Below are 13,361 nucleotides of genomic sequence, written 5' to 3'. Positions count from 1 at the left end.
GCCGGTGCCGGCGCCTCCGCCGGCCCGCGCATCGTCGAGACCGCGCAGGGCGGCAGCCGTCCGGTCGCCATCGAGCGCGGGCCGACGACCTGGAGAGGAGAGCCGGCGACCTGCATGATCCTGCGCGTGGTCGACGAGGCCGATCCGGCCCGCGAGCGGGCGGCCGAACGCCACGCCGCGGACGCGCGTGCGACCCTCGACGCCCTCGACGACGGCGTCGTCACCCTCGACCCGGCCTCCCGCATCGTCGCGATGAACCGGGCCGCCGCCGGCCTGTTCGGATGCGATCCCCGCGAGGTGGTCGGCACCGGCTTCGACACCCTGTTCGAGGCCGCGCAGCGCGACGCGGTGCGTGCCGGCATCGCGGGGCTCGGCACCGAGACGCGCATCGCCGCCGCCGGTGGCCGTCCGCTGACGCTGCGCGTGTCCGGCCGGGACGGGGCCCGCGTCGCCCTGCTGCGGCCTGCGCCCGACGATGCCGCGCGGGCGCGGCCGGACTTCGATCGCGCGGCCTTCCTTGATCGCCTCGATCGCGAGATCCGCACGCCGGTCGAGGGGATCGTCGGCCTCGCCGACGGCATCCTCGCGGAGCCGCACGGGCCGGTTGACGAACGCTACCGCACGACGCTGCGCGCGATCCGAGCGGCGGGCGACCACGTGCGCGGCCTCGTCTCCGACCTGATCGACATCGCCACCATCGAATCCGGCGGCCTCGCGCTGTCCGTCCGGCCGCTGCCCCTGAACGAGCTGGTCTCCGGCTGCGTCGAGCTACTGCAGCCCGAGGCGGCGCGCGGGCGCATCGTCCTGCGCACCAGCTTCTCGCCGGATCTCGCGCCCCTGGAGGCGGACGAGCCTTCCCTGCGGCAGGCTGCGCTGACGGTGATCGGCGAGGCGATCCGCGCGACCGCGGCCGGCGGCCAGGTGATCGTCTCGACGACGCCGGGCGAGCGCGGCGGCATCGCGCTGAAGGTGCGCGGCACCGGCCCGGGCGCACGCTCCGCCGAGCCCGAGGACGGCCACGACCCCCGCAGCGGCAGCGAGTCGCACGTCGGCGGGCTCGGATTGCCGCTGACCAAGGCCCTGGTCGAGGCCAATCAAGGTTCGCTGCGCATCTCGACCCGGGGCAACGACGGCACCCTGGTGGAGATTCTTCTCCCAGGAACGGAATTTCGGACGGGGTGAGTGGCACGCCGAGACAATCCCCGGCCTTTGTCAGAGGACCGGTTCGAAATTCGTCGTCACCGTTAGACTCTTCAAGCGGGGCCGTGCAGACCATCCCACCGAGGGACGACGGCGGGGCTTAGGGTCGGGCTCGAACGGGCCCCGACCTTGGGGCAGGAAAACCGGCTTGACAGCGCTCTCCGGGCGCCCCTAGCAGGAATTGTGTCGCCTCCGGCTGGATGCGGGTCGGGCGGGGGGCGGCGATTGGTGTTACGACGACGACGACGATAATCTTTGGAAGCCCCGGCTGCGCGGACAACTGCGATACGATCGGGCACCAATCAGGGAGACGCGAGATGGACGGGAAGGTCGTCGAGGTTCGGGACACATGGCGCGAGGGCGCCCATGTGGACGACGCCAAGTATCGCGAGATGTACGCCGCCTCGGTTGCCGACCCGAACGCGTTCTGGGGCGAGCACGGCAAGCGCATCGACTGGATGACGCCGTTCTCCAAGGTCAAGAACGCCAGCTTTGAGCCGGGCCAGGTCTCGATCAAGTGGTTCGAGGACGGCAAGACCAACGTCGCCTACAATTGCGTCGATCGGCACCTCGAGACCCGCGGCGACCAGACCGCGATCATCTGGGAAGGCGACGACCCGAACGAGTCGAAGCACATCACCTACCGCGAGCTGCATGCGCAGGTCTGCCGGATGGCGAACGTGCTGCGCAACCGCGGGGTCGAGAAGGGTGATCGCGTCACGATCTACATGCCGATGATCCCCGAGGCCGCCTACGCCATGCTGGCCTGCGCGCGCCTCGGCGCCGTGCACTCCATCGTCTTCGGCGGCTTCTCGCCCGATTCGCTGGCCTCGCGCATCGAGGGCTGCGCCTCGAAGATCGTGATCACCGCGGACGAGGGCCTGCGCGGCGGGCGCAAGGTGCCGCTGAAGGCGAACGTCGACGCGGCGATCGCGCGCCTCGGCAAGGACGTCGTCGACCACGTCGTCGTGGTGCGCCGCACCGGCAGCGACGTGGCGATGGAGCCGGGCCGCGACGTGTACTACCACGAGGCCGCCGAGCAGGTGACCGACGAGTGCCCGGCCGAGGCCGTGGAGGCCGAGCACCCGCTCTTCATCCTCTATACCTCGGGCTCGACCGGCCAGCCCAAGGGCGTGGTCCACACCACCGGCGGCTACCTCGTCTACGCGTCGATGACGCACCAGTACGTCTTCGATTACCGCGAGGGCGAGGTGTACTGGTGCACCGCCGACGTCGGCTGGGTCACCGGCCACAGCTACATCGTCTACGGGCCGCTCGCCAACGGCGCGACGACGCTGATGTTCGAGGGCATTCCGACCTACCCGTCGAATTCCCGGTTCTGGGACGTGGTCGACAAGCACAAGGTCAACATCTTCTACACCGCCCCGACCGCGATCCGCTCGCTGATGGGCGGCGGCGAAGGGCCGGTGAAGAAGACCTCGCGGGCCAGCCTGCGCGTGCTCGGGTCGGTCGGCGAGCCGATCAACCCGGAGGCCTGGGACTGGTACTACAAGGTCGTCGGCGACTCGCGCTGCGCCATCGTCGACACCTGGTGGCAGACCGAGACCGGCGGCATCCTGATCACCCCGCTGCCCGGCGCGACCCGGCTGAAGCCCGGCTCGGCCACGCGCCCGTTCTTCGGCGTGCAGCCGGCGATGGTCGATGCCGAGGGCAAGGTTTTGGACGGGCCGTGCGAGGGCAACCTCTGCATCACCGAATCCTGGCCCGGCCAGATGCGCACCGTCTACGGCGACCACGAGCGCTTCGAGCAGACCTACTTCTCGACCTATCCGGGCAAGTACTTCACCGGCGACGGCGCCCGCCGCGACGCGGACGGCTATTACTGGATCACCGGCCGGGTCGACGACGTGATCAACGTCTCGGGTCACCGCATGGGCACCGCCGAGGTCGAGTCCTCGCTGGTCGCCCATGCGAAGGTCGCCGAGGCGGCGGTCGTCGGCTACCCGCACAACCTCAAGGGCCAGGGCATCTACGCCTACGTCACCCTCAACGAGGGCGAGGAGGGCGACGACGCGCTGCGCAAGGAGCTCGTCACCTGGGTCCGCAAGGACATCGGGCCGATCGCCTCGCCGGACCTGATCCAGTTCGCTCCCGGCCTGCCCAAGACCCGCTCGGGCAAGATCATGCGCCGCATCCTGCGCAAGATCGCGGAGGACGACTTCTCATCGCTCGGCGACACCTCGACGCTCGCCGAGCCCGCGGTGGTCGACGACCTGATCGAGAATCGACAGAACCGCGCCGTCTAGGGCCGGTCTGCGACGACGGGCGGGCCTCGACCCGCTCACCGAGGCGGATGCCCCAGGGCGTCCGCCTCCAACATGCAAAAAATGCAGTCACGTCGACCGGAAGGCGGGCCCGATCGCGGGTACCCCTTCATCGGAGGGAGCACACATGTCCATCACCACAAGCGGCCTCGACGGCCGCCCCGCCCCAGCGGTGCCGCGGCCCGGCAGCACCGCGTCCGGACCCGCCTACGACGAAGTCGCGAAGAGCCCGATCTTCCGCCAGCTCGTCCAGGAGCGCACGAGCTTCGGCTGGATCCTCACCGGCCTGATGCTGCTCGTCTATTTCGGCTTCATCGGCCTGATCGCCTTCGACAAGAGCCTGCTCGCGGTGAAGCTCGGCAGCGGCACCGCGTCGGTCGGCCTTCTCATGGGGGTCGTCGTGATCCTCTTCGCCTTCCTCCTCACCGGCCTCTACGTCATGCGCGCCAACACCCGCTACGACGCCCTGGCCGCCGAACTCAAGCGGAGCCTCGGACGATGATCCGCACCCTGTCATTCCTGGGAGCCGCCCTGCTGGCCGGCCCCGCGCTCGCGGCCGGCCCCGACATGGGCGCCGTGCAGCAGCAGGCGACGAACTGGCCGGCCATCGGCATGTTCCTGTTCTTCGTGCTGTTCACGCTGGGCATCACCTACAAGGCGGCCAAGGGCACCAAGTCCGCGGCCGACTTCTACGCCGCCGGCGGCGGCATCTCGGCCGGCACGAACTCGCTGGCGATCGCCGGCGACTACATGTCGGCGGCCTCGTTCCTCGGGATCTCCGGCCTCGTCTACACCTCGGGCTTCGATGGGCTGATCTACTCCACCGGCTTCCTCGTCGGCTGGCCGATCGTGCTGTTCCTGATCGCCGAGCGCCTGCGCAACCTCGGCAAGTTCACCTTCGCCGACGTGGCGAGCTTCCGCCTCGACCAGACCTCGATCCGCATCATCTCGGCGACCGGAACGCTGGTCGTGGTGGCGTTCTACCTGATCGCCCAGATGGTCGGCGCGGGGAAGCTGATCCAGCTGCTGTTCGGCCTGCCCTACCTCTACGCGGTGGTGATCGTCGGCGTGCTGATGATCGTCTACGTCGCCTTCGGCGGCATGAAGGCCACCACCTGGGTGCAGGTGATCAAGGCCTGCCTGCTGCTCGGCGGCGCCACCTTCATGGCCGGGGCCGTGCTGCTCAAGTACGGCTTCAACCCGGAGGCGCTGTTCGCCTCGGCCGTCGCCACGCATCCGAAGGGCGACGCGATCATGGCGCCCGGCGGCCTCGTGTCGAACCCGGTCGAGGCGATCTCGCTCGGCGTCGGCCTGATGTTCGGCACCGCCGGCCTGCCGCACATCCTGATGCGCTTCTTCACCGTCTCGGACGCCCAGGCCGCCCGCAAGTCGGTGTTCTACGCCACCGGCCTGATCGGCTACTTCTACATCCTCACCTTCATCATCGGCTTCGGCGGCATCGCCCTGCTGATGTCGGATCCGTCCTACTTCAAGCTCGGGCCGGCCGGCGCGTTCGACAAGCTGAAGGACATGCTCGGCGGGACCAACATGGTCGCCGTCAACCTCGCCAACGCGGTCGGCGGGCCGTACTTCCTCGGCTTCATCTCGGCGGTGGCGTTCGCGACCATCCTCGCGGTCGTCGCCGGGTTGACGCTGGCCGGTGCGTCCGCCGTCAGCCACGACCTCTACGCCCAGGTGATCGCACGCGGGCGCACCACCGAGAAGCACGAGGTCAACCTCTCGAAGATCGCGGCGGTGGTGATCGGCATCGTGGCGATCTACCTCGGCTACGTGTTCGAGAACCAGAACGTGGCGTTCATGGTCGGCCTCGCCTTCTCGGTCGCGGCGAGCTGCAACTTCCCGGTCCTGGCCATGTCGATCCTGTGGCGCGGCACCACGACCTGGGGCGCGTTGCTCGGTGGCCTCGTCGGGCTGATCTCGGCGGTGACGATGGTGGTGCTCTCGAAGGCCGTGTGGGTCGCGACGCTCGGCCACGCGGCGGCGATCTTCCCCTACGACAACCCGGCGCTGTTCTCGATGCCGCTGGCGTTCGCGACGATCTGGATCGTCTCGACGCTCGACAAGTCGCGGCGGGCCGAGCGCGAGCGCGCCGCCTTCGAAGCGCAGTTCGTGCGCTCGGAGACCGGCATCGGTGCGGAGGGCGCCCACGCGCACTGACGCCCGCCACACCGGCGACGCCTTTCGAGGGGGCGCGGCATCCGCCGCGCCCCTTCTTCGTCGCGGCACGGCTCCGCGACAGGCCTGCTTCGCGCACGAGCCGAAGCAAACCTGTTACAACGTCTGCATTCCTTCCGTTCCGCCCGTCCGACCTGTTGGCAGAATCGAGGCCTCGGGTAACAATCGCGTGTTCGGTTCTTGCCGAACGGCCGGACGACGCGAGCGCGTCGTCCCAAGCCCGGTTCCGCGAAAGGAGCACCGGGACACGACGGATCGGGAGGAATTTCAAGATGGTTGCTGCAACCGCAGTCCCACGGCCGGGAGACGCGGCACGGCCGATGACCTCGGCCGAGAAGCGCGTGATCTTCGCGTCGTCCCTCGGCACCGTGTTCGAGTGGTACGACTTCTACCTCTACGGCTCGCTCGCCGCGATCATCGGGGCGCAGTTCTTCTCGGCCTACCCGCCGGCCACGCGCGACATCTTCGCGTTGCTCGCCTTCGCCGCCGGCTTCATCGTCCGCCCGTTCGGCGCCCTGGTGTTCGGCCGCGTCGGCGACCTCGTCGGCCGCAAGTACACCTTCCTCGTCACCATCCTGATCATGGGCCTGTCGACCTTCATCGTCGGCATCCTGCCCAACGCCGAGACCATCGGCATCGCGGCGCCGATCATCCTGATCGTGCTGCGCCTCGCGCAGGGCCTCGCGCTCGGCGGCGAGTACGGCGGTGCCGCGACCTACGTCGCCGAACACGCCCCGAACGGACGGCGCGGCTTCTACACGAGCTGGATCCAGACCACCGCGACGCTCGGCCTGTTCCTGTCGCTGCTGGTGATCCTGGCGACCCGCTCGTTCACCGGCGAGGAGGCGTTCAAGGCTTGGGGCTGGCGCATCCCGTTCCTGGTCTCGGTGCTGCTGCTCGGCATCTCGGTCTGGATCCGCCTGCAGCTCTCCGAGTCGCCGGCCTTCAAGAAGATGAAGGAGGAAGGCACCACCTCCAAGGCGCCGCTGACGGAGGCCTTCGGCCAGTGGAAGAACGCCAGAATCGCGCTCATCGCCCTGTTCGGCCTCGTCGCGGGCCAGGGCGTGGTCTGGTACACGGGCCAGTTCTACGCGCTGTTCTTCCTGCAATCGATCCTGAAGGTGGACGGCTACACCGCGAACCTGCTGATCGCCTGGTCGCTCCTGCTCGGGACCGGCTTCTTCGTGTTCTTCGGATGGCTCTCGGACAAGATCGGCCGCAAGCCAATCATCCTGGCCGGCTGCGCGATCGCCGCCGCGAGCTTCTTTCCGCTGTTCCACGGGCTCACCTCGGTGGCGAACCCGGCGCTCGAGCGGGCGATTGACCAGGTGAAGGTCACGGTGGTGGCCGACCCAAAGGAGTGTGGGAACCTGTTCAACCCGGTGGGCACCCGCGTGTTCTCGGCGCCGTGCGACCTCGCCCGCGACTTCCTCTCGAAGTCGTCGGTGAAGTACGCCACCGAAGCCGGCCCCGCCGGCCAGCCGACCGTGGTCAAGGTCAACGACACCGCCGTGCCGTTCCCCGCCGGCAGCCCGGCCGCGGACTTCAACAAGGCCGCCACCGCGGCCCTGCAGGCGGCGGGCTACCCGAAGGCGAACGACGCCGGCATCGTGAAGATGTCGAATCCGTTCGACATCTTCCGGCCGCAGGTGGCGAGCGTGATCGGGCTGCTGTTCGTCCTCGTCCTGTTCGTGACGATGGTCTACGGGCCGATCGCGGCGATGCTGGTCGAGCTGTTCCCGACCCGGATCCGCTACACCTCGATGTCCCTGCCCTACCACATCGGCAACGGCTGGTTCGGCGGCCTGCTCCCGGCCACCGCCTTCGCGATGGTCGCCCAGACCGGCGATATCTATTACGGCCTCTGGTATCCGATCGTCATCGCCGTCGCGACGGTGATCATCGGCCTGTTCCTGGTGCCCGAGACCAAGGACCGCGACATCTACGCCGACGCCGACGCGGACGCCCCGGCCCCGCGCCGCTGAGCGACGAGATCGTCACCACGCACGGATCGGCACGACAACGAGAAGGCCCCGCCGGTCGGCGGGGCCTTCTCTTTTTCGGGGGGGCTGCGACGCCGCTCAGTGCCGGAAGTGGCGCACCCCCGTGAACACCATCGCCAGCCCGGCCGCGTCGGCGGCGCGGATCACGTCGTCGTCCCGCATCGAGCCGCCGGGCTGGATCACGGCGGTGGCGCCGGCCTCGGCCGCCGCCATCAGACCGTCGGCGAAGGGGAAGAACGCGTCGGAGGCCACCACCGCGCCGACCGCGAGGCTGTCCGGGAGGCCGAGGCGCTGGGCACCCTCGGCGGCCTTCCAGGCGGCGATCCGTGAAGAATCGACCCGCGACATCTGCCCGGCGCCGATGCCGACGGTGGCCCCGGCCTTGGCGTAGACGATGGCGTTCGACTTCACGTGCTTGGCGACCCGGTAGGCGAAGCGCAGGTCGGCGAGCTCGGCTTCCGTCGGCGCCCGCCGCGTGACCACATTCAGCGCCATGTCGTCGACGACCATGGCGTCGCGGCCCTGCACCAGCAGGCCTCCGGCGAGCGTGCGCACGGTCTCGCCCGCGGCCCGCGGGTCGGGCAGGCCGCCGGCGAGCAGCAGGCGCAGGTTCTTCTTGGCGGCGACGATCGCGATCGCCTCCTCCGACGCCTCGGGAGCGATGATGACCTCGGTGAAGATCTTGACGATCTCGCGGGCGGCATCCGCGTCGAGGGGCCTGTTGAGGGCGACGATGCCGCCGAAGGCCGAGGTCGGGTCGCAGGCGAGCGCACGGGCATAGGCCTTGGTCAGGCTCGCGCCCTCGGCGACGCCGCAGGGATTGGCGTGCTTGATGATCGCCACCGCCGCCGCGCGGGCCGGATCGAACTCGGCGACGCACTCGTAGGCCGCGTCGGTGTCGTTGAGGTTGTTGTAGGACAGGTCCTTGCCCTGCACCTGCCGTGCAGTGGCGATCCCGGCCCGCGCGATCCCCGGCGCGCGGTAGAAGGCGGCCGCCTGGTGCGGGTTCTCGCCGTAGCGCAGGCCCTGCGCGAGCTGGCCGCCGAAGCTGCGGAACGGTGCCGTGCCGGCGGCCTCCACGTGGGCGGACATCCAGTTGGCGATCGCCGCATCGTAGGCCGCGGTGCGGGCATAGGCCTTCTGGGCGAGCTGCCGGCAGAAGGGCCGGGTGAGCGTGCCGCCGCCCTGCGCCAGCGCCTCCAGAACCGCGCCGTAGTCGGAGACGTCCGTCACCACCGCGACGTCGGCATGGTTCTTGGCCGCCGCGCGGATCATCGCCGGCCCGCCGATGTCGATGTTCTCGACGCAGTCGTCGTAGTCGCGTCCGGCCGCGATCGTCGCCTCGAACGGGTAGAGGTTGACCACCAGCAGGTCGATCGCGCCGATGCCGTGGGCGGCGAGCGCGGCCTGGTGCTCGGGGTTGTCGCGGATGGCGAGCAACCCGCCATGCACCGCCGGATGAAGCGTCTTCACCCGGCCGTCCATCATCTCGGGGAAGCCGGTGAGCTCGGCGACCTCGGTGACCGGCATTCCGGCCTCGGTCAGCGCCTTGTGGGTTCCGCCGGTGGAGACCAGGGCGATGCCGCGCGCGCTCAGGGCGCGGGCGAAGTCGACGAGCCCCGCCTTGTCGGAGACGGAAAGGAGCGCGCGGGCAACCCGCACCTGATCATGCGACATCGTGGGTCTTGTCGTTTCGAGGGTGTTCCGGGCGCGGTAGCACGAATGGCCGCCGCCGGGCCAGAAGGCCGGTCAGGCCGCCGCGCTCGGCGTGCGTCCGGGGGCCGAGGCGAGGCGCTGGAACGTCCAGTCGACGCGCACGTCGTCGTGGACGGCCACGTGCAGCACGATCTGGTCGGTGCGGCGCGCGCCGGTGAGGCCGGCGAAGTAGACGCTCTCCTCCAGCCGGATCTCGGCGCCGGTGGCGTGGAAGGTCCAGACCTCGCCGAGCGGCGAGGACAGCTCGAGCCCGTCCTCCTGAAGACGCACCGCGATCGCCGGGTGCAGGTGGAAGCGGATCGCCACGTCCTGCGTCCGCGGCCGGCCCTTCCTCGCGGACGAGCGCAGGAACGCGTCCTGCCCGTCGAGCCGCCCCTCGGCGCCGGCGAGCTGCCAGCGTCGCTCGTGGACGATGCCGTGGTCGCGGGCGTAGCCGTCGTGCCGGGCGGCGAGCACGGTGGAGGCGCCCTCGTCGCTGCGCTCGGCCTTCACCGCCGCCGGCCCGCGCAAAACCACGGGGCCGACGCGGCGTTCGAGCCACCGCGCCGCGACGCGCTCGCCCCACCACCCGCCGGACCCGAGGAAGCGGCAGGACGATGCGTCGGCGACGCAAGCGGTGGAGTGGGCGGCCGTGGTGCGGGCGAGCCGGCGCAGCTCCGGGCCGCTTGCGGGCAGGCCGCAATTGATCACGATCCGCTGCGGCCCGCTCGACATCTCGAACGACAGGCAGCCGGCCCCGGCATTAAGCGAGTACGGCAGCGGCGGCGGGGCGCCGACATCGGCGATGACGACGATGCGGCCGCCTTCCAGCCGCTCGTAGCCGGAATTCGGCGCGTGCATCATCGGCTGCGCCAGGGCGCCGTCGTAGATCAGCAGCGTCGCGAGGTGGTCGGCGGCCGTCGCGCCCATGCCGTTGAAATGGCTCAGCGAGGCGTCGGCGTGGCGCAGCAGGCGCAGCAGCGGCAGCATCCGGTCGATGGCGCGCAGCAGGGCCTCGGGCGGCTCGACGCTGCGGCTGAGATAGCTCTGGCGCAGGGGCAGCAGGTCGAGGAGCAGCTCCATCGCGAAGCGCGGATCGCGCGAGCGGTGGCCGCCGTCCGGCATGATCTGGCGGTCGAGCTCGCGCGACAGCACGCGGGTGGCGCGCCGCAGGATCGGCTGGATGCCCTCGCAGCACAGCCCGGCGAAGCAGAGCGCGACGGCCGCGTTCAGCCGCCATTGCGGCGGCACCCCGCGCCGCAGGTCGCGCTCGAGCTGCTGCGCCCCGCGGGCCAGCGCCCTGAGGAAGGTCTGGTAGAAGTTGTGGTCGGCCCCTTCCAGCACCAGCGGCGACTGGCTCAGGAACGAGATCAGACGGCGGGCGGCCACCGGCGTCTGGCGCGCCAGCGTCGGGTCGCCGCGCCCGGCCACGAAATCGGCCACGAAGGCGCGGGCGTTGGCGCGGGCGAGCGCGGTGTCGGCGGCGCGCAGGTGCCTGAGCCAGCCGAAGCCGTAGAGCACGTCGGCCCATTCCGGCGAGGGCGGCGTGTAGTCGAACGGCGAGCTGCCGCTCACCGCGAGCGAGCGCCCGGCGAAGACGAAGAGCCCGGCATAGATGTCGTCGGCGAAGGTGGCGTCGGAGGTGCGCAGGTCGTGCGGCGCGATCACGAGGCCGGTGACGCGGACGCGGGCGAGGATGTCCGGCGGCGCGGTGAAGCGGGCCGAGGCGGCGCGTGCGGTCCGGGCGACCTCGCGTCCGACCAGCCGATACAAGCGCCAGCGATCAGCCCCCCAACGCACGCGGTTCCCCTGAAGGCCGGTGCGCGGAGATCGGCGCCGGTCACTCTCACGATCAAGCTAGAGCGGGCGTCTTAACCATCGGTTTACGATCTGTCATTGCTGGAGGTGACGGGTGCCGCGGCGTCGGCCGACCGTTTCCCCGTGCCGGGTCGCCCGGCATGCTGCCTGATGGTCTCTGAATCCAAGGCTCCGCAAGACGCGGGCGATCGTGCCAAGCTCGTCGCCAACGAGAGCGCCAAGCTCACCGCGACCTACGTGAACGGCGTCGCCATCGCGATCCTGGCCGTGGGCGGCCTTGCCCCTGTCTTCTCCGGGCGGCTCGCCGGCATCGACTTCGGAGCTGCGCTCCTGGGCGCCAACCTTCTTCTTTGCGCGATGACGAGTGCGGCCCTACATTGGCTCGGACGCAGAATTCTCAGGACCCTCCGATGAGCGATCCGCACGTTCTGTTGATGTTCGCCTTTCCGATTTGCGGATTGATGCTCGGCCTCTGGGCGTTTTGGCTGACGCGGCGAGCGCACGACTAGACTGCACGACGAGACGGGTCGCGGGACGACGCGGCTTGGCGCCGGCCGCCGTTCCTGTGGAAACCGATGAAAGCGGGGACGATCGGGCCGATTCGACGGTTCGTTGCCGGCAAAGCCTTGAACGCCCTAAGCCGTTTACCCGCCGAGCTTTTTTCCGATGTATCGAAGAAGCATCCAGCACCTGCCGGGGGGCAGCGTCGATGCGGTTCGATATCACCGAGGATCCGAGCGGCCTTTGGCTGTGGACGCTGGTCGACGACCGCAACGGACCGGTGGTGTGCTCGCCCGTCCGGTTCCGGACCCAGGTCCAGGCCTATGCCGACGTCGCCGCCTTCAAGGCGATGGTGTCGGGCGCCGGCGTGCTGGTCGGGCGCGGCCCGAAGCGCCGCAACTCCGGTGACGGCGGCGGTCAGCTCGGCCTGCTCTGAGCGTCACGACGGCCCCAGCGCCGCGCCGAACGCGCGCAGGTTGCTCCGCATCATGTCGAGATAGGTCGATGCCGGGCCGGCCGCCCCGGACAGCGCGTCGGAATAGACCTTGTCGCCGATCCGCGCGCCGCTCTCGCGCGAGACCTGCTGCATCAGGCGCGGGTCGGCGATGGTCTCGATGAACACCGCCGGCACCTTGTCCTGGCGGACCTGCCGGATGATCCGGGCGACGTCCTGCGGGCTCGCCTCGCTGTCGGTCGAGACCCCCTGCGGCGCCAGGAAGGTCAGGCCGTAGGCGGCGCTGAAGTAGCCGAAGGCGTCGTGCGTGGTGATGACCTTGCGGTGCTCGGGGGGAATCCTGGCGAGCGTCGCGCGGATCTCGGCGTCGACCGCGTCGAGCCGGGCCAGATACGCCTCGGCGTTGCGGGCGTAGTCGGCGGCATGGCCTGGATCGACCCTCGCCAGGCCATCGCGGATGTTGGCGACGTAGACCTTGGCGTTCGGGATGCTCTGCCAGGCATGCGGGTCGGGGCTCGACGCCGGGTCGTGGCCGCCCGCGCCGCCCTGGTGATGGTCGTGCCGGCCGGGAATCGTCGCGACCCCGGCCGAGGCGACGACGACGGGCGCATTCGAGCCGGAGGCGCGGATCAGCCGGTCGAGCCAGCCCTCGAAGCCCAGGCCGTTGACGAACACGATGTCGGCGGCGGCCAGCGTCCGCGAATCGCCGGGCGCCGGGCTGTAGCCGTGGGCATCCGCATCGGGCCCGACGAGGGTGGTCACCGCGACGGCGTCGCCGCCGACCTGCCGCACGAGGTCGCCGAGGATCGAGAAGGTCGCCACCGCCCGCACGCGGTCCGCCGCGAAGGCCGGAAGCGATGCGGCGTGCAGGCACAGCGCCAGGGCCGTCGCTCGGAGGAGGCCGAGTCGCGTCGTGGTCCGGGTCGCCATCGTCGAGCACTCCTCGCAGCCGTCCAGCGTGCTGATAGTGTAATAGTGTTACATCGCCAAGCCGCGCGCGGCGACATACCGCCGAAACACGGATGCGGTGTGATCGGTGCGGCAGCGGGCCAACCGGTCGGCTCGGCCGCGCTGCGGATCCGGCGGCACCCGATCCGGGCTCGCCGCGGAAGGAAGGGAGACCGAGATGGTCGGACGTGTGATCAAGGGTGCCCTCGTCGCCGGCCTCGCCGGCCTTGCCCTGGCCGGCGCGGTCGCGGCGCGCGACGG

At 70.2% G+C, this 13,361-nt stretch carries 10 protein-coding genes; 7 read left to right on the top strand and 3 right to left on the bottom strand.

What is annotated here, in order from left to right:
• The 5 genes from FV223_RS08515 to FV223_RS08495 all read left to right on the top strand — a co-directional run.
• Positions 1-1,182 (top strand): ATP-binding protein (locus FV223_RS08515; RefSeq protein ID WP_147726409.1); only part of this gene is annotated, 1,182 nt, incomplete at its 5' end.
• 335 nt (positions 1,183-1,517) lie between these two features.
• Positions 1,518-3,467: an acetate--CoA ligase gene (acs, locus tag FV223_RS08510; protein ID WP_147726408.1), complete on the top strand. Its 1,950-nt coding sequence runs from the start codon at positions 1,518-1,520 to the stop codon at positions 3,465-3,467.
• Between the two features lie 145 nt (positions 3,468-3,612).
• Entirely contained in the window at positions 3,613-3,987 is a 375-nt protein-coding gene (locus FV223_RS08505; RefSeq protein ID WP_147726407.1) for a DUF485 domain-containing protein, read from the top strand.
• Positions 3,984-5,663, top strand: coding sequence for a cation acetate symporter (locus FV223_RS08500; RefSeq protein ID WP_147726406.1), 1,680 nt, complete (start codon positions 3,984-3,986; stop codon positions 5,661-5,663). The genes FV223_RS08505 and FV223_RS08500 overlap by 4 nt, the downstream gene beginning before the upstream one ends.
• Positions 5,664-6,001: 338 nt before the next feature.
• Complete coding sequence (locus FV223_RS08495; protein ID WP_246686498.1) at positions 6,002-7,666, top strand: MFS transporter; 1,665 nt, start codon at positions 6,002-6,004, stop codon at positions 7,664-7,666.
• A 96-nt stretch (positions 7,667-7,762) separates the two neighbouring features.
• Here FV223_RS08495 and purH read toward each other — a convergent pair whose 3' ends face one another.
• Both purH and FV223_RS08485 read right to left on the bottom strand, forming a co-directional pair.
• Positions 7,763-9,361: a bifunctional phosphoribosylaminoimidazolecarboxamide formyltransferase/IMP cyclohydrolase gene (gene purH / locus FV223_RS08490; protein ID WP_147726404.1), complete on the bottom strand. Its 1,599-nt coding sequence runs from the start codon at positions 9,359-9,361 to the stop codon at positions 7,763-7,765.
• Between the two features lie 72 nt (positions 9,362-9,433).
• Positions 9,434-11,179 (bottom strand): heparinase II/III family protein, encoded by a 1,746-nt coding sequence (locus FV223_RS08485; RefSeq protein WP_147726403.1) that lies wholly within the window; start codon positions 11,177-11,179, stop codon positions 9,434-9,436.
• 168 nt (positions 11,180-11,347) lie between these two features.
• On the opposite strand from FV223_RS08485, the gene FV223_RS08480 reads away from it, so the two are divergent.
• Both FV223_RS08480 and FV223_RS08475 read left to right on the top strand, forming a co-directional pair.
• On the top strand, positions 11,348-11,611 hold the full coding sequence (locus FV223_RS08480) for an amino acid transporter protein (protein ID WP_147726410.1): 264 nt from the start codon (positions 11,348-11,350) through the stop codon (positions 11,609-11,611).
• 295 nt (positions 11,612-11,906) lie between these two features.
• Positions 11,907-12,134 carry a hypothetical protein gene (locus FV223_RS08475; protein WP_147726402.1) on the top strand — a complete coding sequence of 76 codons (228 nt, stop codon included), beginning with the start codon at positions 11,907-11,909 and terminating at the stop codon, positions 12,132-12,134.
• 3 nt (positions 12,135-12,137) lie between these two features.
• On the opposite strand, the gene FV223_RS08470 is transcribed toward FV223_RS08475, so the two are convergent.
• Positions 12,138-13,082 (bottom strand): metal ABC transporter substrate-binding protein, encoded by a 945-nt coding sequence (locus FV223_RS08470; RefSeq protein WP_147726401.1) that lies wholly within the window; start codon positions 13,080-13,082, stop codon positions 12,138-12,140.
• Between the last annotated feature and the right edge of the window lie 279 nt (positions 13,083-13,361).

Source organism: Methylobacterium sp. WL116 (assembly GCF_008039455.1).
Classification (GTDB): domain Bacteria; phylum Pseudomonadota; class Alphaproteobacteria; order Rhizobiales; family Beijerinckiaceae; genus Methylobacterium.
This window is presented reverse-complemented; position numbering and strand designations above follow the sequence as displayed.